Here is an 18,691-nt window from a genome sequence, read left to right on the forward strand (position 1 = left end):
CTAGCGCGCCAAGCCACCCACGAAGCCCCGGAGTCCTCGGATTCCGGGGCTTCGCCGCTTCCGGACCGGGACTCCCCAGCCAGAGTCGAGAGGTCACCAGCGATGAACAGCACCGACACCGCACCCGCCAACGAGGACATCGACGCACTGCGCCAGGAGATCGACTTCCTGGACGCGGAGATCCTCCGCCTGGTCAACCGGCGGGTGGAGGTGTCCCGGACGATCGGCGCGGCGCGGATGGCCGCCGGCGGCACCAAGATCGTGCACAACCGCGAGATCGACGTGCTCAACCGCTACCGGGAACTCGGGCCGGAGGGTCGCGACCTGGCGATGATCCTGCTCAAGCTGGGCCGGGGCCCGCTCGGCCGCTAGCCGCGCGGGCCAGGTCGAGGTCCACGAGCTGATCGTCGTCGGGCAGGTACGCGAGGGGGTCGTCCAGCAGCGGCCCGACCCCCACCAGCCCCTCGACCAGCGCGTGCAGGCACAGGGCGGCGTACCCGCGCAGGTAGCCGCCCTCCTGGGTGAGCACGGTCGGCAGGTCCAGCGCGGCCACCCGCCGGCCGATGTCGCGGTACCCGGCGGCGGTCAGGTTGTGCCTGCCGTTCGGGTCGAACGCCGAGCCGTCGAACCCGGACGCGCAGACCAGGAAGTCCGCGCCGTGCTCGCGGATCGCGGGCAGCGCGAGTTCGTCCAGCGCCCGCCGGTACGCGGTGTCGCCCGCGCCCAGCGACAGCTCGACGTTGAGGTTGCCCCGGTCGCTCTCCTCCGGACCACCGGTCTGGGCGTGGTTCGCGCCCCACGGGCCGTGCCGCATGTGCACGGAGACCGTCAGCACCTCGTCCACGCCCCGGAACACGTCCTGGGTGCCGTTGCCGTGGTGCACGTCCCAGTCCAGCACCGCGACCCGGTGCCCGGCGCGCCGGGCCGTCTCGGCGACCAGGGCGGCGTTGTTGACCATGCAGTAGCCGTCCGCCAGCTCCTGCTGCGCGTGGTGGCCGGGTGGCCGGACCAGCGCGTACGCCAGGCGGGTGCGCCCGGCGGCGACCGATTCGTACGCGGCCAGCGCGGTGCCGGCGGCGGCGCGGATCGCGTCCCACGAGCCGGGGCCCACGACCGTGTTGGTCTCCAGGGACACCTGCCCGCCCTCGTGGCACGCGCCATATAGATAGGACAGGTATGCGGACGTGTGGACGCGCGCCAGCTCCTCGTCGGTGGCGAACCGGCCCTCGGACCAGGTGAGGTGCGGCGCGACCGGGCCCGCGGTCAGGGCGTGCCGGAAGGTGCGCAGCCGGTCGGCGTTCTCGGGGTGCGCCTCGGGCACGTCCAGCCACGCCCAGTCGCCGGGCAGCTCCCACAGACCTCGGCCGGTGTCGTGCGCCAAGCAGGCGTCGTGCCAGAAAAACTCCACCCCAGGGGGATATCAGGGCGATCACCCATGGGCCAAACCGAAAAAGCGCAGGCACACTGGACACATGGGCGGAGTCATCGGTCTCATCACGGGCCTCATCGCAATCCTCGGCGTGCTCGCCACGCTCGCGCACGACGGCTACCTGGCCATGCTGGGTTCGGCCGCGAAGTCCAAGCGGGCGGCCGGCGCGCCGATCGCGCAGTACGTGCGCAGTCGCTGGACGGTCGCCGGCGTCACCACGGTGGTGGCTCTGATCGGTCTGCTGATCACGTCGGGTGGGAGCGTGTCCGGCGACATCATCGGCGCGCTGATCGCCGGTGGAGCCGGTCTGGCCGCGACGAACGCGTTGCAGAGCAGCCGCAAGAAGCTGAACAGCGGGAACTGAAGACCTGGAACCCGAACTTCACACAGTCGGGTGTGACGTTGTGCCATCCGGCTGACCCGTCCAGCCACCGCCGAACCCTGCACCTACCCTGAGGTAGGCGCGGGGTTTTCGACGTCCCACCCCCGACTCCCTGCGCCTGAACAGGTGAACTGCGGCCCGAGTCGCGTCAGGTCCGGGGGTGGGAGGGATCACAACAGGTATGGACATCGGGGAACCGGAACGGTCTGGCAGGCACCGGCTGGAGCACGAGGGCGGGGCCATCTGGCTGCCGCTGGACGGGCGGCCCGGCAGCGCGCCCGCCCCGCACGCGAAGCCGGTCGTCCGGCCCGGCGCGGTGCCGGCGCAGCGCACCCGCGACCCGCTGGTCGACACCGACGCGGTCGGCCTGCGCAAGTTCAACATCGGCCTGGTGCCCGCCTCGGTGACGCCGCCGCGCACCTGGAAGCGGGCCGCCTGGTTCGCCGTCGTGTCGTCGGCCGCGGTGCTGGTGGGCCTGGCGTACGCGGCGGCCAAGCTGGTCGGCGCGGACACGCCCGAGGAGCGCATCGGGATGCCCGGCTACCCGACCGCGAGCCCGCTGATCACCGGTTTCGGCACCAGCGCCACGACACCGCCGCCGACCGGCGCGGTCCGGCCGGACCGGCTGCCCGCCGAGCAGGCGGTGGTCCGGGCCCCCGGCGAGAGCCGCACCGGCACCGGGGGCGCGCCCGTGGCGCCGACCTCGCCCGGCGGCAGCGCCGGCGACGCGTCGACCGGCGCGCGTCCGGGCGGGAAGCCCGGCAAGCCCGCCGGGACCACCGGCCCGTCCTCCGCGCCGACCGTGACCACGGTGCCCGGCGACGCGAAGCCGGTGGTCGACGGGGCCGCGATCGCGTTGCGCACCGAGCGGTTCTTCGAGCAGATGGTGGCCGACGCGAACACCGCGATGGCGATGGTGGCCGACGTGTTCCGGCCGGACGCCGAGGCCCTGGTGGAGCGGCGGTTCTCGGACGTCTCGCTGATCCAGGTCACCGCGATCTCGGTGGACCCGGCGTCCGGGGTCACCGTCAGCACGCTGAACGTGACGAAGAAGGACGGCAGCACCACGACCGAGCGGCGCGAGCTGAACTTCACCACGGCCGGCGAGCCGTTGATCAACGGCGAGCGGCTGGTCGGCGGCGCGTAGCCGGGCTCCGGGCCGGCGGTCGGATACCGAATTCGGCGGCCGACGTCGAACGGCCTCCCGGCGACGCCCAACGGTCGTTCGCGAACGTACAGCCCCCTACCTCTCCGTACTTGATCGCCTGATCGAGGGACAGCGTCGTACCGCTGGCCGCCACGAAAGGGTGAACCCCTCCGTACTCGTGGCTTTCCGCTGGTGAAGCGCGGTATGAGTTCTCGCTGACGCCATCAGGTACGAGGGAGTCGCCAGTGCAGCGCCCTACGACGAGCGGTCGCCGGCACAGCCGCGCGGGTTCGGTCTCGGTGGCCGAACTCATCCGGAAGCAGCGCACCCCGTCGCGCGCGCCGGCCCGGGACCAGACCGCCACCCACGACCTGGTCGCCGACTTCTCCGGGGAGCCCGCCCACCAGGCACCGCCCAGACCGTCCAACCGGGCGGCCCGGGTCGCGGGCCTGACCACCGGCGCGCTGGTGCTGCTGGTCTCCGTCACCGCCGCCGCGATCCTGGTCCAGAACCGGGACGGCGGTCCCACACCACCGGTCGTCGCCCCGGCCGCCGAGATCACCGGGTCCTCCGCGCTGCGGCCGGACGCGCTCGCCGCGCGCCTGGCCGGGCCGCGCGAGGTCGTCCCGGTCCTGCCCCGCTCCGTGCCGGAGGCCGAGCTGCCGGAGGTGCCGATGGAGCCCGACAGCCCCGTCGTGCCGCCCAGGGAGGCCGCGACCAGGTCGAAACCGCAGGTGGACGTGGTGCGGCAGTTCTACGAGCTGCTGCCCGCCAAGCCCGCCGAAGCGGCCCGGCTGCTGGCCCCGGACCTGGTCGGCGGGAGCCCCCGCGAGTTCGTCGCGTCGTGGAGCGGCATCCAGGCCATCACCATCGAGTCGACCACCCTGCAACCGGACGGCGCGGTGCACGCCGCGGTGTCCATGCAGGAGCGGTCCGGGCGGTGGCTGCGGGTCGAGCAGCGGTTCCGGCTGACCGACACGAGCCCGCCGCGCATCGTCGGGACAGAGGTCCTTTCGGCCCAACGCAGCTGACCCTGTGTGACGATCTTGAGATCGAATCTCACTCAGCGTCGATTAGTAAGGTTCTTGACGAGGAAACTTCCCCCAAAGGGGTTACGGAGTCGGTCACGATTCGGTATCCATGTTCCCGGTTGGTAGCTCAACGCACACTTCCGGGAAAGGTGAACTCCGGTGTCGAACGACGACAACCGCCGTCGACAGGATGGCACGACGGCCAAGCTGTCGGTCGCCGACCTGATCGCCAGGCGCGAGGCGGAGACGCAGCCGATCCCGCGGATCACCGACGAGCCGACGATCCGGTTCAAGCCGCAGGCGAACCTGTCCGGCCGCGAACTGCACATCACCGAGCTGCTGCGCCGCGAAGGCCGCGCCGGCGAGGAGGAGCGCGGCGGCGGTTTCTCGGTGCCGAAGCTGGTCGCGATGGCCGGCGGCGGCGTGGTGCTGGCCGGCGCGGTCGCGTTCACCGCCACGAACCTGCTGACCTCGCCCGACGAGCGCCCGCTGGCCGAGGTCCGCTACGACAACCGCCAGGCCGCCCGCAGCACCAGCACCCTCGGCAACGACCTGGCCGCGGCCGCCGCGAAACCGCAGCAGGCCCAGCCGGTCGCGGAGGAGACCACCGAGGCGCCGACCACCACCGCGCCCGCCCAGACCTCCACCCAGCGCCCCCGGGCCACCCAGCAGCCCGCCCCGGCGCCCACCACGACCACGACCGAGCAGGCCCCGCCGCCGGTCGAGCAGCCGCCCACCACGACGGCCCCGCCGACCACCCAGGTGCCGCCGCCGGCCACGACCACCCCGCCCACGACGTCCGAGGTCCCGCCGCCGTCCTCCGGCAACGCCACCCCGGCCCCGTCCTCGGGCGTGAGCACGCCGCCCTCCTCGACGCCGCCCTCCTCGACCGCGCCCTCCACGCCCGGCATCGGCCTCGACCTCGGCGGCATCCTCGACCCGCTCGGCGGCTTCGACTTCTTCTCGCCCGCCGCGTAGTCGCCTCGCCCGCCCGGACGCGATCCCGCTCGCCGACCCGGCGCGCGCCCGGCCCGCGAGGGCCCGGTGCCGGCCCGATCCGGGGCGGGGACGTTCCGGAAAACGAGGGCCGCTCGGTGTGCCCGGACTGGGCCGTTCGGACTCAAATGCCGCGATCTTCACCCGAACAGGTGGCTTCCTCCGGCGTATTCGGGTATCCCTTCCCGGTCCGGACGTAGCTCGCGTGACCTGCGCAACGGTCCGAAAGCCGTAGTCACCGCCGGGGTAGGCTGTCCGCGCACCGATCCGCACGACGAGGAGCCCGAGCGTGAGACCTGCTGCCCTTGCCGCGGTCCCGCAGCGCCCCAGCGAGGTGGTCGGGTGAGCGCCGACGGCCGGCTGATCGCCGAGCGCTACCGCTTCCTGGACCGGATCGGCAGCGGTGCCATGGGCATCGTCTGGCGGGCCCAGGACGAGCGCCTCGGCCGGATCGTGGCCATTAAGGAACTGCTGCTCCAGCCCAGCCTCGACGCCACCGAGCAGGACGAGGCGATCCAGCGCGCCATGCGCGAGGGCCGGATCGCGGCCAAGCTGCACCACCCGAACGCCATCGCGGTGTACGACGTGGTGGAGGAGAACGGCGCTCCGTGCCTGGTCATGGAGTACCTGCCGTCCAGCAGCCTGGCCGACACGATGGCCGAGCACGGCCCGCTGGATCCGATCGAGGTCGCCCAGATCGGCGCGCAGGCCGCCGCCGCGCTGGCCGCCGCCCACGCGGCGGGCATCGTGCACCGGGACGTGAAGCCGGGCAACGTGCTGCTCGCCGACAACGGCCTGGTCAAGATCACCGACTTCGGCATCTCCCGGGCCAGCGACGACGTCACGGTGACCAAGACCGGCCTGATCGCGGGCACGCCCGCCTACCTCGCGCCGGAGATCGCGCGCGGCCAGGACCCGACGCCCGCCTCCGACGTGTTCTCGCTGGGCTCGACGCTGTTCGCGGCCGTCGAGGGCGAGCCGCCGTTCGGGCTGAGCGAGAACACCCTGGGCGTGCTGCACGCGGTCGCGGCCGGCCGGATCAACCCGCCGACGGTCGACGGCCCGCTGGCCGACGTCCTGCTGGTGCTGCTCAACTACGAACCGGCGGACCGGCCGACCATGGCCCAGGCCCGCGACATGCTCAACGCGGTGGCGCACGGCCGCAACCCCAGCCTCGGCGGCCTCGCGCCCGCGCCGATGCCCCTGGCGGGCGCGACGACCGTGCTGGACGCCGACCGCACCCGGGTGGTCCGGCCCGCGCCGCGCACGGTCGGCCCGACCGCCCCGGTGGCCCCGCCGCCCGAGCCGAACAACACCCGGCCGCTGGTGATCGCGGCCGTGGTGCTGGGCTGCCTGCTGCTGATCGGCTTCCTGCTGGTGCTGCTCGGCGCGTTCGACAGCAAGAACCCGCAGGCGCCGCTGGTCACCAACAGCACCTCCAGCACCGCCCCGACGACGACCACGACGGCCGCTGTGACGACCACCACAGAGCCGCCGCGCACGACCACCGAAGAACCCACGACCACCACCACGACCACCACGACAACGACCACGACGACCACCACCACGACGACGACCACGACGCCGAAGCCGACGACTCCCTCGTCGACCACGACGCCGCCGGCCGCGACGACAACGAGCGCGCAGCCCCAAGGCGGGTAGCAAACCTCGTAAGGTGGACGACGAACCCGATCGGGTGACGAGCAACGTCCCCGCGGCAGTGGCGATGTCACCGGTGTTCGCCCCTTGACCAGCCCGAGCTAGCTTTGGAGCACCTGTGACCGACGATGGCCGCCTGGTTGCCGGCCGCTACCGACTGGGCCACCGGATCGGCAGCGGAGCGATGGGCATCGTCTGGCAGGCGCACGACGAGCGCCTGCACCGCACCGTCGCGGTCAAGCAGCTGCTGCTCCAGCCCGGCTTGGCCGAGGCGGACACCGACGAGGCGAAGCGGCGCGCGATGCGCGAGGGCCGGATCGCGGCCCGCCTCCAGCACCCGCACGCGATCGCGGTCTACGACGTGGCCGAGGACGACGGCCAGCCGTGGCTGGTGATGGAGTACCTGCCGTCCAAGAGCCTGTCCACGGTGCTGTCCGAGCGCGGCACGCTGCCGCCCCGCGACGTGGCGTCGATCGGCTCGCAGGTCGCCTCGGCGCTGGCCGCCGCGCACATCGCGGGCATCGTGCACCGCGACATCAAGCCCGGCAACGTGCTGCTCGGCAACGAGGGCACGGTCAAGATCACCGACTTCGGCATCTCCCGGGCGACCGGCGACGTGACGGTGACCGCCACCGGGATGCTCGCGGGCACGCCCGCGTACCTGGCCCCGGAGGTCGCCAAGGGCTACGACCCGGGCCCGCCCTCGGACGTGTTCTCGCTGGGCTCGACGCTGTACGCGGCGATCGAGGGGATGCCCCCGTTCGGCCTGAACGAGAACACCATCGCGCTGCTGCACCAGGTCGCGTCGGGCAAGGTCACGCCGCCCAAGCAGGCCGGCCCGCTGACCGCGCTGCTGATGCGCCTGCTGCGCGCCGAGCCGGAGGACCGGCCGACCATGGCCGAGGCCAAGGAGGCGCTCGCGGCGGTGGCCGCCGGGCGGGCCGCGCCGGAGTTCCCGGTGGCGCTGCCGCAGACCCACCCGCCGTCGTGGCAGGGCGCGCCCGTGCAGCAGAAGCAGCCGCAGGCCGCGGCGACCCGGGCGGTCGCGCCCGCGCCGGCCGCGACGAGGGTGGCCCCCGTGCCGACCCCGCCGCGTCCCTCGAACGCGCTGCCGCCGCCCCAGCGCCCGGCCGCCGCGCCGCGTCGCGAGCCCAAGCAGGCGGGTCGCGGGCCGATGAAGAGCAAGCGGTCGACCGTGGTCACCGCGCTGGCCATCGCGGCCGCCGCCGTGGTCGGCATCCTGCTGGCGAGCATGCTGTCGCGCGGTGGCGGCGGCGACAACCAGGCCGGCCAGACCACGACCGCGACCCAGCCCGCGGCGGGTGGCGAGCCGTCGGCGTCGACCACCAAGAAGGCGGCCACCCCGCCGCCGAAGATCACCACGGACCCGACGCCGGACCAGCAGGAGCAGGCGATCCGCGACTACTTCGCGCTGATGCCCGCGAACGCGGAGGACGGCTTCAACCGGCTGACCGCCGAGATGAAGGGCGTCAGCGGCGGGCTTGAGGGCTACAAGAGCTGGTGGAGCCAGGTCAAGTCGGTCGAGCTGACCAACCTGAAGATCAACGAGCCGTACGCGTACGAGATCGAGGTCGCGTACCGGATGAAGGACGACTCGGTGTCCCGCGAGCGCAAGCTGATCGTGCTCAAGTGGGAGAACCAGGGCCTGTTCATCGCCAAGGACCAGCCACTGGGCAAGGCGTAGCGCGGGTCGTTCCGGACGGCGATCACGGGCGGCGCGGGCCTGCCCGGAGCAGGTCTGCGGTGTCACGTCCCGGTAGGCGCTGCCCGCCACGTCCGGGCTCCGGCCCACGTCCCCCGATGGCTCACGTCCCCCGTCGGCCCGGGTTCCCCGATCCGGGCCGGTACAGCTGCTTCACCCCCGTCTGCGCGGTCCAGCACCGCGTCGCGCGCCCGCCGGGCGGCACTCGCGCCGCCGCCGTTCCGCTCGACCGGCCGGTACCGGCCGCCTACCGTCCCCCAGGCCCCCTGTCGCACCCGAACGAAGGCGGGCGGCCGGGTCAGTTGGTGGAGACCAGCTTGGCCAGCTCGCGGTCGAAGTCGATCCACAGGTCCTCTTCGCCGGGCTGGACCACGTCGTAGGTGAGGTCCAGGAACTCGGCGATGTCCTCGGCCTGGGCCGACAGGATCGCGAAGCCGGTGGGCGCGTTCAGCTCCAGCAGGACCCGCTCGGGGTCGTCGGCGGCCGGCCGCACCAGGATGTCGCCCTCGCCGGACGGCGTGAGCAGCCCGTCCGCCAGCAGGTCGCGGGCGAAGATCCACTCGACCTTGCCCTGCCCGGTGTGGAAGAGCACGGCGACCGCGTAGGGGTCCTCCGGCTCGTAGTGCAGTTCGGCTTCCACCGGTGCCGGCGCGACCCCCGGAACCAGAAGGTGGAACGTGGTGCTCGCGGTGATGCTCTCGGCGCTCATGGTGTGGAGTCCTTCCCGTGTTCATCCCTCTCTTGGAGAGGAGACGTCCGAGAAGGCCGATCGGGACGTGGTTCGGGCCAATACCACGCTATCGGGGGAGACCTGGGTCTCAGGTCCACCCGTTTGCCCAGTTCGGCTGTCTCAGTTGGCCGATACCGGCGGGTAACCCAGGGTTATCGCAGGTCACTTGTGCGTAGTCGCGGGTTCCGGTTCGACCGGGATGATCGCCGTCGCGGGCTGCCGGCGGGTCAGCGCGACCCCCACCAGGACCACGACCATGCCCGCCACGACCCGGGCGTTGAGGTCCTCGCCGAGGAACGCCGCGCCCAGCAGCACCGACACCACGGGCAGCAGGTAGCCGACCGTCGTGGCGTTCGTGGGGCCCTCGTCCTCGATCAGCCGGTAGTTGATGACGAACGCCGCGCCGGTGCCGAAGACGCCGAGGATCCCGACCGCCACCAGCGCCTGCCAGCTCAGGTGGGTCTCGGCCAGGCCGCCGACCGGCAGCACCAGCACGGTCAGGCCGCTCGCGGTGACCAGCTGGGCCGACGAGAGCTGGATGGACGACAGGCCGCGCCCGGAGATCGTGCGGCCGATGTAGGTGTAGCTGACCGCGTAGGAGGCCGCGGCGGCCAGGCACGCCAGCGCGCCCCAGCTCGCCAGGCCGGCCTTCTCCCACGGCGCGAAGATCAGCAGGGTGCCCGCGAAGCCCAGCACGAGCCCGGCCAGGCGGGCGGTGTTGCGCCGCCGCTCGAAGCCGAGCAGCAGGCCCAGGGCGAGCGCCCACAGCGGCGTGGTGGCGTTCAGCACGCCCGCCACGCCCGAGTCGACGGTCTGCTCCCCCACCGCGAACAGCACGAACGGGATCACGTTGCCGAAGACCGCGGCGACCGCCAAGTGCCCCCAGATGCCCTTGCCCGACGGCAGCCGCTGACCCCGGGTGTAGACCAGCACGACCAGCACGGCCGCGCCGAGCACCGTGCGGACCAGCGCGATCTGCACCGGCGACAGCCCGGTCAGGGCGATCTTGATCCACAGGAAGCTGGAACCCCAGAGCAGGGCGAGGACACCCATCCTGACCAGCGTGCCGGGTCTGTTCACAGACATACTTTGCGGCACGCGAAGCATCAGGACAAGTGAATAGAACTGCACGATGCTTAAGCTCAGCTGTACGATCGCGGGATGCTGGACGTGCGACGCATGCAGGTGCTCCGGGCCGTGGTCACCACCGGCTCCATCACCGCCGCCGCGGTGAACCTCGGCTACACCCCGTCGGCGATCAGCCAGCAGGTCGCGGCCCTGGAGAAGCAGGCCGGGCTGCCCCTGCTGGACCGGGTCGGGCGGGGCGTGCGGCCGACCGCGGCGGGCCGGATGCTCACCGAGCACGCCGCCCACATCACCGACCGGCTGGTGGAGGCCGAGGCGGCGCTGGCCGACCTGCGGGAGGGGCGCACCGGGCGGCTGCGGGTCCGGTACTTCGCCACGGCGGGCGCGGCCCTCGTGCCGCCGGCCGTGGCCGTGTTCAAGGCGCGGCACGCCGACGTGCAGCTGGACCTGAAGCTGACCGAGCCGGACGACCCGATGGTCGAGATCGAGGCGGGCCGCGCGGACGTGGCGCTGTCGGTGGCCTACGGGCTGTCCGAGGCGCCGCGCGGGGTGCACCTGGTCCACCTGCTGGACGACCCCTACCTGGCGGTCCTGCCGCGCGGGCACGAGCTGGCCCGCAAGCGGGTGCTCGACCTGGCCGACCTGGCCGACGAGCCGTGGGTGGACGCGGTGAACCCGCCGGGCCCGTGCCGCGACATCGTGCTCAACGGCTGCGCGGCGGCCGGTTTCGCGCCGAACTTCGTGCTGGAGTCCGACGACTACCCGACCGCGCAGGGGTTCGTGGCGGCCGGGCTGGGCGTGACCATCGTGCCGAAGCTGGGCCTGGGCGTGATCCACCCCGGGGTGGTCGTCCGCAAGCTCCGCCGCCCCGAACCGACCCGCACCATCTGCGCCGCCGTCCGCGAGGACAGCCTGAACTCGCCCGCCGTGCAGACCCTGCTCGACGCGCTCAAGGCCGCCGTCGCCTGACCCGCCGCCCCCGCGCGGGGGCGGGCCCGGTCAGACCAGGCGGCGGTCGGAGGCCCAGCGGGAGAGTTCGTAGCGGTTGGAGAGCTGGGTCTTGCGCAGCACGCTCGACACGTGGGTCTCGACCGTCTTCACCGAGATGAACAGCTCCGACGCGATCTCCTTGTACGCGTAGCCGCGCGCCAGCAGCCGCAGCACGTCGCGCTCCCGGGGCGTGAGCAGGTCGAGTTCGGGGTCGCTGATCGGGGCCGCGCCCGGCCGGTCGGCGAACGCGTCCAGCACGAACCCGGCCAGCCGGGGGCTGAACACCGCGTCGCCCTCGGACACCCGGACCACCGCGCGCACCAATTCCTGGCTGGAGATGGTCTTCGTCACGTAGCCCCGCGCGCCCGCCCGGATGACCGCGATCACGTCCTCCGCCGCGTCCGACACCGACAGCGCCAGGAACACCACGTCCGGCAGCGCCGTGCGGACCTGCCGCAGCACCTCGGCACCGCCGCCGTCGGGCATGTGCACGTCCAGCAGCACCACGTCGGGCTTGAGGTGGCCGATGCCGACGACCGCCTCGCCGACCGAGCCCGCCTCGCCGACCACGTCCACCTCGTCGGTGATCGAGTCGAGTTCGGCGCGCACCCCCGCCCGGAACAGCGCGTGGTCGTCCACCAGGAACACCCGCACCGGCGCCTTCTCGGTTGTCACGTCCTGGCCTCCGTCTTCTGGTTTCCGGCGGTCTTCCTCGGCATGTACAGCTGCACCTCGGTGCCCTCGCCGGGCGTGGTGCGCAGCCGCACTTCCCCGCCGTGCCGGTCCATCCTCCCCCGGATGGAGTCGGCCAGGCCATGCCGGTCCTCCGGGACCAGCGCCGGGTCGAAGCCCTTGCCCCGGTCGCGCACGAACACGGTGACCTGCTCGGGCTCGACCTCGCCGTACACGCTGATCTCGCCGACGCCCGCGTGCTTGGCCGCGTTGACCATCGCCTCGCGGGCCGCCTGGACCAGCGCGAGCAGGTTGTGGTCCAGCTCGCAGTCGCCCACCACGACCTGCTGGACGGCGATCGCGAACTGGTCCTCGACCTCGCCGGACGCCTTGGCGATCGCGGCGGACATCACCGTCGGCCGGCCGTCCTCGCCCGTCGCGGGCCCGTACAGCCAGTCCCGCAGCTGCCGCTCCTGGCCCCGGGCCAGCCGCTTGACCTCGCGCTGGTTGTCGGACTGCTTCTGGATCAGCGCCAGCGTCTGGAGCACGGAGTCGTGCAGGTGGGCGGCGATCTCGGCGCGCTCCTCGGTGCGGATGCGGACCCGGCGCTCCTCGCCCAGGTCGTTGATCAGCTTGATCCACAGCGGCACGGTGAGCACCGCCACGCCGCCCAGCGTGGCGACCACCGCCAGCAGCGCGAACCGCAGCTGGTCGATGCCGTAGCTGCTGATCAGCAGCACGCCGATGCCGATCGCGACCAGCGCCACCCCGGACAGCACCCGGACCAGCGCGGCCCGGCCGGTGCCGAACAGGCCGGACTTGGCCCCGTCCCGCCACCGCCGGCGCTGCGCCTCGTCGGCCTCCCGCCAGACCACGGCCGCGCCGACCAGGGCGACCGCGAGCGGACCCACGATCCAGCCGCTGACCGGCCCGGACAGCAGCCCGCTGACCACCGCGGCGGCGATGCCCAGCGCGACCAGGCCGAGCGCCTGCTGGCGCTCCCGGGGCTTGGTGGGCTTCTCGGGGGTGTCCACCGCGCGTTGCGGCACGAACAGCCACAGCAGGCCGTACGCCACGATCCCGACGCCGTTGAGGGCGGTGAGCGCGGCGAACACGGCCCGCACCCAGAACACCTCGACCCCGAGGTGGTCGGCGACACCGCCCGCCACGCCCGCGACCACCCGCCCGGCCCGCCGCCTGCGCACCGGCTCGGGCCCCCGACCGGCCTTGCCCGAGGCCGTTTTGGGCACGGTGGGGTGCGGCCCAGCGGAATGCGGCCCAGCGGGATGCGGCACAGCGGAATGCGGCACGGTGGGGTGCGCCGCCGTCGCGCCGGACACGACCGGGTTCGGCACCGTCGGGTCGACCGGTTTGGGCGTGGACTCCACCTGCGAACTCACCTCCTGATGGTCACACGCGCGGTTTCGGGTTTCATCAGGGTTCCACCCGATGCGCGGTTCAGGGTGGGTCCCCGATGTGCATCGTCCCCCGAACAACCATGCTCGTCACCGTGAGCGGGAACCTGAGCACAGCCGGCGTCGAGGAGACGCTGAAGGACTTCTGGGTCAGCCGACCCAGGCGGCCGCACGAGGGGCGGAAGATCGCCGGCGTCGCCGCCGGTATCGCGCAGCGGTACCAGATCGACCCGGTCATCGTCCGAGTCGCGTTCGTGGCCATGGCCCTGTGCAACGGCGCGGGCTTCCTGATCTACCTGCTGGGCTGGCTGTGGCTGGCGCAGACCGACGACGAGGTGTCCGCCGCCGAGGCGCTGATCGGCCGGGGCCGCAGCTCCACGCCGGTGCCGCTGACCGTGCTGCTGGGCCTGGCCGTGTTCCCCGCCACGGGCTTCTTCGTGGACGGCGGTTTCACCATGGTGGGCGGCGTGCTGCTGTCCGTCGGCTCGATCTACCTGCTGCACCGCAGTCGCGGCGCGCTCAACCGTCCACCTTCCGCACCCGAGGTGAGTCCCGTGGATACCGCCGAGTCCCCGACCGCCCGCGTGACACCGCCGGCGTGGGACCCGCTGGGTGCCGCCCCGTTCGCGTGGGACCTGCCCGAGCCGACGCCCACCGGCGCGGTGCCGGCCGAGCAGCCGGCGCGGCCGGTGCAACGCCGCCGCCGCAAGTCCCGGGTGGGTGCCGCGACGTTCGGGTTGTCGCTGGTGGTGCTGGCGGGCGGGCTGGTGGCGTCCTCGTACAACCACTGGTTCACCGCGGCGCACATCGCCGGCCTGGTGGTGGCCACCCTGGGCCTGGGGCTGCTGGTGGGCGCGTTCCGCGGCGGTGGCCGGGGGCTGATCGGCCTGGTCGTGCCGCTGAGCATCGCGGGGGTGGTGCTGACCAGCGCGGACTTCTCGACGTTCGACGGCTCCGACCACGTGGGGGACGTGAACGCGCGGCCGCTGACGATCGAGCAGTTGCAGCCCCGGTACGACACCAACGCGGGCAGCGTCGACCTGGACCTGACCGGTCTGCGGACCGACAAGCCGGCGAAGACCTCGGTCGAGGTGGGCGTGGGCGGTGTGAAGGTCCGGGTGCCGGCCGACGCGGACGTGACCGTGACCTGCCACACCGGGCTCGGCTCGATCGAGTGCCTGGGGCCGGAGAAGGGTGGCCGGAACAACACCGCGACGGTGGTCGACGAGGGTGCCGGCGAGGGCGGGCTGAAACTGGAGCTGGACGTGCGGGCCGGAGTGGGAGAGGTGGTGGTGAGCCGTGGCTGACCAGGAGACGATCGAGAAGCGCGGCGTGGACGTCGTGGGCCTGGTGTTCGGGGCCGCCGCCCTGGTCGCCGCCGCCTACATGCTGTCCGACGGGGCGTCGTGGCCGGAGTTCCTGGACCTCAGGTGGGTCCTGGCGGGCGGCGCGATGCTGATCGGCCTGGGCCTGCTCGCGGGCTCGGCCCGCCGGAGGCGCTGAGCCGGAGGGGATCCGGGGATCCGGGAGCACTGGGGGGAGATCGGGGCAGGGGTGTAGGCGCTGGGGGAAGTCCGGGGGTCGTGAAGGCCACCTCGCGAGGTTCGCGAGGTGGCCTTCACGCGTACGGCGACCCCTGGTCAGGCGGGGCTCGTCACTCCCACTCGATGGTGCCCGGCGGCTTGCTCGTCACGTCGAGCACCACGCGGTTGACCTCCGCCACCTCGTTGGTGATCCGGGTCGAGATGCGCTCCAGCACGTCGTAGGGCAGGCGGGTCCAGTCGGCGGTCATCGCGTCCTCGCTGGACACCGGGCGCAGCACCACCGGGTGGCCGTAGGTCCGGCCGTCGCCCTGCACGCCCACGCTGCGCACGTCCGCCAGCAGGACCACCGGGCACTGCCAGATCGCCCGGTCCAGACCCGCGCTGGTCAGCTCCTCGCGGGCGATCGCGTCGGCCTTGCGCAGGATCTCCAGCCGCTCGGCGTCGACCGCGCCGATGATCCGGATGCCCAGCCCCGGCCCGGGGAACGGCTGGCGCTGCACGATCGTCTCCGGCAGGCCCAGCTCGGTGCCGACCCGGCGCACCTCGTCCTTGAACAGCGCCCGCAGCGGCTCGACCAGGGTGAACTGGAGGTCGTCGGGCAGGCCGCCCACGTTGTGGTGGCTCTTGATGTTCGCCGCGCCCGCGCCACCGCCGGACTCGACCACGTCCGGGTAGAGGGTGCCCTGCACCAGGAACTCGTAGTCGCCCTCGGCCTTGAGGTCGCGCTCGGCCTGCTCGAAGACCCGGATGAACTCCCGGCCGATGATCTTGCGCTTCTCCTCCGGGTCGGTGACGCCGGCCAGCGCGGTCAGGAACCGCTCGCGCGCGTCCACGGTCACCAGGCGCACGCCGGTCGCCGCCACGTAGTCCCGCTCGACCTGGGCGCGCTCGCCCGCGCGCAGCAGCCCGTGATCGACGAACACGCAGGTCAGCCGGTCGCCGATGGCCCGCTGCACGAGCGCCGCGGCGACCGCGGAGTCCACGCCGCCGGACAGGCCGCAGATGGCCTTGCCGTCGCCGACCTGCTCGCGGATCCGCGCGACCTGCTCGTCCACGATGGACGACGTGGTCCACTGCGGCCGGATGCCCGCGATCTCGTGCAGGAACCGGCGCAGCACCTCCTGGCCGTGCGGCGAGTGGCCGACCTCGGGGTGGTACTGGACGCCGGCGAACCGGCGCTCGCGGTCCTCGAACGCGGCCACCGGCGCGCCGGCGCTGGTCGCGGTCACCGTGAAGCCCTCGGGGGCGGCGGTCACGCAGTCGCCGTGGCTCATCCACACCGGGTGCGTGCCGGGCAGCTCCTCGTGCAGCAGGCCGGCCTCGGTCACGTCCAGCTCGGTGCGGCCGTACTCGCGGGTGCCGGTGTGCTCGACGGTGCCGCCCAGCACCCCGGCCATCGCCTGGAAGCCGTAGCAGATGCCGAACACCGGGACGCCGAGTTCGAACAGCTTGGGGTCGACCTGGGGCGCGCCCGGCTCGTACACACTTGACGGTCCGCCGGACAGCACGATGGCCGCCGGGTCCTTCTCCGCCAGCTCCGCCACGGACGTGGTGTGCGGCACGACCTCGGAGTACACCTGCGCCTCGCGGACCCGGCGGGCGATCAGCTGCGCGTACTGCGCCCCGAAGTCGACTACCAGAACTGGGCGGTTGCTGCTCTCAGACACGGCCGACATCGTCTCAGACCTGCACCGGGTGCGCGGAACGGCCTAGGTTGGGCGCATGGACGCGACCACCCCGCAGCCACGTCCCTGCTGGATCGCCGGACACGCCGAGCAGGGCACGCAGGCCATCACCGTCTACCACCCGTTCGACGGCACGGAGGTGGCGTCGGTCGCGGTACCGGGCCCCGAGCAGGTGGAACGGGCGATCGCGGCGGCGGCCTCGGTGGCCCGGGAGTTCCGCCGCACGCCCGCGCACGTGCGCGCGGAGGCGCTGCTGGCGGTCTCCCGCGCGCTGGCCGACCGCGCCGAGGAGATCGCCGAGACGATCACCGCCGAGAACGGCAAGCCGCTCAAGTGGGCGAACGTCGAGGTCACCCGGGCGGTGAACACCTTCCGGTTCGCCGCCGAGGAGGCCCGCCGGTTCACCGGGGACCTCCAGCGGCTGGACACCGACACCACCGGCGAGGGCCGGCTGGCCCTGGTCCGCCGGGTGCCGCGCGGACCGGTGCTGGCCGTCGCGCCGTTCAACTTCCCGCTGAACCTGGTCGCCCACAAGGTGGCCCCGGCGCTCGCGGTGGGCGCTCCGGTGATCGTCAAACCCGCTTCGGCCACGCCGCTGTCGGCGCTGCTGCTGGGCGAGCTGCTGGCCGAGACCGACCTGCCCGAGGGCGTGTTCTCCGTGCTGCCGGTGCGCGGCGCGGACATGAAGTCGCTGGTCACCGACGAGCGGCTGCCGGTGATCTCGTTCACCGGGTCGACCTCGGTCGGCTGGTCGCTGACCGACGCCGCGCCGCGCAAGCACGTGCTGATGGAGCTGGGCTCGAACTCGGCCGCGATCGTCTGCCCGGACTGGCCGGACCTGGACTGGGCGGCGTCCCGGATCGCCACGTTCGGCAACTACCAGGCCGGGCAGTCGTGCATCGCGGTGCAGCGGGTGCTGGTGCACCAGGACGTCGCCGAGGCGTTCGTGCCGAAGCTGGTGGCCGCGGTGCGCGCGCTGCGCACCGGCGACCCGCACGACCCCGAGGTCGAGGTCGGGCCGCTGATCGACGAGGACAACGCGCGCCGGGTCGAGGAGTGGGTGGCCGAGGCGGTGGCCGCCGGGGCGACCCTGCACCTGGGCGGCGGCCGGGACGGCACGTCGGTGCAGCCGACCGTCGTCCAGGACGTGCCCGCGTCGGCGAACCTGTGGCGCGACGAGGTGTTCGGGCCGGTGCTGGCGGTGTCGGTGGTGAAGTCCACCGCCGAGGCGTTCGAGCTGGCCAACGCCACCGACTACGGCTTGCAGGCCGGCGTGTTCACCCGCGACGTCGCGGTGGCGTTCGAGGCGGCGGCCGAGCTGGAGGTGGGCGGGGTGATCATCGGCGACGTGCCGTCCTACCGGGCCGACCAGATGCCCTACGGCGGGGTGAAGGGCTCCGGCACGGGCCGCGAGGGCGTGCGGTCGGCGATGGACGACTTCACCGAGCAGCGCACGATGGTGCTCACCGGCATCGCCCTCTAGGGGGTCGTCCCGGACGCGGTCCGCTCGGCGCCCTTGGCCAGCATGAGCAGGGCGTCCACCAGGTGCTCGGCGTCGGAGCCGGTCGCCAGGGCCCGCAGCTTCAGGCCCATCACCAGGCCGACCACGGCACTGGCGACCTTCTCCGGCTCCGGCACGCCGAGCGCGGTCAGCACGGTGGCCGCGAGCTGGTCGTAGGCGGCGAAGCACTCGGCGGCGGCGCTGCGCAGCTCCGGGTCGCGGCCCGCGTGCAGGTACAGCTCGTAGGGCGCGATCCGCTCGCTGTCCATCGGCATGGCGTCGGCGACCTGGCCGACCAGCCGCACGACCTGCCGGAGGTCCGCGCACTCGCCTCGGGTCTGCCGGGTCAGCTCGCCGAAGTGCCGGGTCTCCTCGGTGACGAAGTGCAGCAGGCTGGCCTTGAGCAGGTCCTGCTGGGTGGCGAAGTGGTAGGTCACCGAGCCGAGCGAAACGCCCGCCTCCTGGGCGATGCGCCGGTTGGTCACGCCCGCCACGCCGTCGTCGCCGATGATCCGCAGCACGGCCGCGATGATCCGCTGCCGGGTCTCGGCGGGTCTGGTCATGCCGCCATTCTCCCCCGCCGCCCGTGCGCCGATTCCACCCGTGCGGGCCGACGGTGGCGGCCGACCAGGTCCGGACTCGACACGCCGACCCCTCCCCACGGTACTGTTCGTTCGAACGAACAGTACCCGCCGGCCAGC

General features: G+C 73.1%; 18 protein-coding genes. 11 read left to right on the forward strand and 7 right to left on the reverse strand.

Features of this window, described 5'->3' with window-relative positions; genetic code table 11:
- Positions 1–102 precede the first annotated feature (102 nt).
- Positions 103–372 carry a chorismate mutase gene (locus tag AC0HI0_RS31165; RefSeq protein ID WP_480927074.1) on the forward strand — a complete coding sequence of 90 codons (270 nt, stop codon included), beginning with the start codon at positions 103–105 and terminating at the stop codon, positions 370–372.
- On the opposite strand, the gene AC0HI0_RS31170 is transcribed toward AC0HI0_RS31165, so the two are convergent.
- On the reverse strand, positions 341–1,408 hold the full coding sequence (locus AC0HI0_RS31170) for an arginase family protein (protein ID WP_480927075.1): 1,068 nt from the start codon (positions 1,406–1,408) through the stop codon (positions 341–343). The genes AC0HI0_RS31165 and AC0HI0_RS31170 overlap by 32 nt on opposite strands.
- Before the next feature lie 64 nt (positions 1,409–1,472).
- Between AC0HI0_RS31170 and AC0HI0_RS31175 the strand changes: the two genes are divergently transcribed.
- The 6 genes from AC0HI0_RS31175 (at position 1,473) to AC0HI0_RS31200 (ending at position 8,349) form a co-directional block, all read left to right on the forward strand.
- On the forward strand, positions 1,473–1,793 hold the full coding sequence (locus AC0HI0_RS31175) for a hypothetical protein (RefSeq protein ID WP_480927076.1): 321 nt from the start codon (positions 1,473–1,475) through the stop codon (positions 1,791–1,793).
- 199 nt (positions 1,794–1,992) lie between these two features.
- Positions 1,993–2,958, forward strand: a complete 966-nt coding sequence (locus tag AC0HI0_RS31180) for a hypothetical protein (RefSeq protein ID WP_480927077.1) — start codon at positions 1,993–1,995, stop codon at positions 2,956–2,958.
- 299 nt (positions 2,959–3,257) lie between these two features.
- Positions 3,258–3,989 carry a hypothetical protein gene (locus tag AC0HI0_RS31185; RefSeq protein WP_480927078.1) on the forward strand — a complete coding sequence of 244 codons (732 nt, stop codon included), beginning with the start codon at positions 3,258–3,260 and terminating at the stop codon, positions 3,987–3,989.
- A 159-nt stretch (positions 3,990–4,148) separates the two neighbouring features.
- Positions 4,149–4,967: a hypothetical protein gene (locus AC0HI0_RS31190; protein ID WP_480927079.1), complete on the forward strand. Its 819-nt coding sequence runs from the start codon at positions 4,149–4,151 to the stop codon at positions 4,965–4,967.
- 360 nt (positions 4,968–5,327) lie between these two features.
- Positions 5,328–6,647 (forward strand): serine/threonine-protein kinase, encoded by a 1,320-nt coding sequence (locus AC0HI0_RS31195; RefSeq protein ID WP_480927080.1) that lies wholly within the window; start codon positions 5,328–5,330, stop codon positions 6,645–6,647.
- A gap of 115 nt (positions 6,648–6,762) precedes the next feature.
- On the forward strand, positions 6,763–8,349 hold the full coding sequence (locus AC0HI0_RS31200) for a serine/threonine-protein kinase (RefSeq protein WP_480927081.1): 1,587 nt from the start codon (positions 6,763–6,765) through the stop codon (positions 8,347–8,349).
- A 316-nt stretch (positions 8,350–8,665) separates the two neighbouring features.
- Here the strand turns inward: AC0HI0_RS31200 and AC0HI0_RS31205 are convergent, their stop codons facing one another.
- Positions 8,666–9,076, reverse strand: a complete 411-nt coding sequence (locus tag AC0HI0_RS31205) for an SsgA family sporulation/cell division regulator (protein WP_015105167.1) — start codon at positions 9,074–9,076, stop codon at positions 8,666–8,668.
- Positions 9,077–9,259: 183 nt separating this feature from the next.
- Positions 9,260–10,183 carry a DMT family transporter gene (locus AC0HI0_RS31210; RefSeq protein WP_480927082.1) on the reverse strand — a complete coding sequence of 308 codons (924 nt, stop codon included), beginning with the start codon at positions 10,181–10,183 and terminating at the stop codon, positions 9,260–9,262.
- Positions 10,184–10,258: 75 nt separating this feature from the next.
- On the opposite strand from AC0HI0_RS31210, the gene AC0HI0_RS31215 reads away from it, so the two are divergent.
- Complete coding sequence (locus AC0HI0_RS31215; RefSeq protein ID WP_480927083.1) at positions 10,259–11,152, forward strand: LysR family transcriptional regulator; 894 nt, start codon at positions 10,259–10,261, stop codon at positions 11,150–11,152.
- Positions 11,153–11,182: 30 nt separating this feature from the next.
- On the opposite strand, the gene AC0HI0_RS31220 is transcribed toward AC0HI0_RS31215, so the two are convergent.
- Together AC0HI0_RS31220 and AC0HI0_RS31225 are read right to left on the reverse strand one after the other, a co-directional pair.
- A complete protein-coding gene (locus AC0HI0_RS31220) occupies positions 11,183–11,848 on the reverse strand; it encodes a response regulator (protein ID WP_480927084.1) in 666 nt (221 codons plus the stop codon).
- Positions 11,845–13,245, reverse strand: coding sequence for a PspC domain-containing protein (locus AC0HI0_RS31225; protein ID WP_480927085.1), 1,401 nt, complete (start codon positions 13,243–13,245; stop codon positions 11,845–11,847). Before AC0HI0_RS31225 ends, AC0HI0_RS31220 begins: the two co-directional genes overlap by 4 nt.
- 110 nt (positions 13,246–13,355) lie before the next feature.
- On the opposite strand from AC0HI0_RS31225, the gene AC0HI0_RS31230 reads away from it, so the two are divergent.
- Positions 13,356–14,567: a PspC domain-containing protein gene (locus AC0HI0_RS31230; RefSeq protein WP_480927086.1), complete on the forward strand. Its 1,212-nt coding sequence runs from the start codon at positions 13,356–13,358 to the stop codon at positions 14,565–14,567.
- Positions 14,560–14,763, forward strand: a complete 204-nt coding sequence (locus tag AC0HI0_RS31235; protein ID WP_480927087.1) for a hypothetical protein — start codon at positions 14,560–14,562, stop codon at positions 14,761–14,763. Before AC0HI0_RS31230 ends, AC0HI0_RS31235 begins: the two co-directional genes overlap by 8 nt.
- A gap of 151 nt (positions 14,764–14,914) precedes the next feature.
- On the opposite strand, the gene guaA is transcribed toward AC0HI0_RS31235, so the two are convergent.
- Positions 14,915–16,480, reverse strand: a complete 1,566-nt coding sequence (gene guaA / locus AC0HI0_RS31240) for a glutamine-hydrolyzing GMP synthase (protein WP_480927088.1) — start codon at positions 16,478–16,480, stop codon at positions 14,915–14,917.
- Positions 16,481–16,526: 46 nt separating this feature from the next.
- Here guaA and AC0HI0_RS31245 point away from each other — a divergent pair, with 46 nt between their 5' ends.
- Entirely contained in the window at positions 16,527–17,972 is a 1,446-nt protein-coding gene (locus AC0HI0_RS31245) for an aldehyde dehydrogenase family protein (protein ID WP_480927089.1), read from the forward strand.
- Here the strand turns inward: AC0HI0_RS31245 and AC0HI0_RS31250 are convergent.
- Positions 17,969–18,553, reverse strand: coding sequence for a TetR/AcrR family transcriptional regulator (locus AC0HI0_RS31250; RefSeq protein WP_480927090.1), 585 nt, complete (start codon positions 18,551–18,553; stop codon positions 17,969–17,971). The genes AC0HI0_RS31245 and AC0HI0_RS31250 overlap by 4 nt on opposite strands.
- Positions 18,554–18,691: the final 138 nt, after the last annotated feature.

The sequence above is a fragment of the Saccharothrix sp. NBAS 001 genome (assembly GCF_056640475.1).

What these genes read in the sequence shown, in the direction of transcription:
- AC0HI0_RS31215 (WP_480927083.1), top strand. Translation starts at nt 10,259, where the DNA reads ATGCTGGACGTGCGACGCATGCAGGTGCTCCGGGCCGTGGTCACCACC.
- AC0HI0_RS31205 (WP_015105167.1), bottom strand. Translation starts at nt 9,076, where the DNA reads ATGAGCGCCGAGAGCATCACCGCGAGCACCACGTTCCACCTTCTGGTT.
- AC0HI0_RS31180 (WP_480927077.1), top strand. Translation starts at nt 1,993, where the DNA reads ATGGACATCGGGGAACCGGAACGGTCTGGCAGGCACCGGCTGGAGCAC.
- guaA (WP_480927088.1), bottom strand. Translation starts at nt 16,480, where the DNA reads ATGTCGGCCGTGTCTGAGAGCAGCAACCGCCCAGTTCTGGTAGTCGAC.
- AC0HI0_RS31175 (WP_480927076.1), top strand. Translation starts at nt 1,473, where the DNA reads ATGGGCGGAGTCATCGGTCTCATCACGGGCCTCATCGCAATCCTCGGC.
- AC0HI0_RS31250 (WP_480927090.1), bottom strand. Translation starts at nt 18,553, where the DNA reads ATGACCAGACCCGCCGAGACCCGGCAGCGGATCATCGCGGCCGTGCTG.
- AC0HI0_RS31210 (WP_480927082.1), bottom strand. Translation starts at nt 10,183, where the DNA reads ATGTCTGTGAACAGACCCGGCACGCTGGTCAGGATGGGTGTCCTCGCC.
- AC0HI0_RS31245 (WP_480927089.1), top strand. Translation starts at nt 16,527, where the DNA reads ATGGACGCGACCACCCCGCAGCCACGTCCCTGCTGGATCGCCGGACAC.
- AC0HI0_RS31165 (WP_480927074.1), top strand. Translation starts at nt 103, where the DNA reads ATGAACAGCACCGACACCGCACCCGCCAACGAGGACATCGACGCACTG.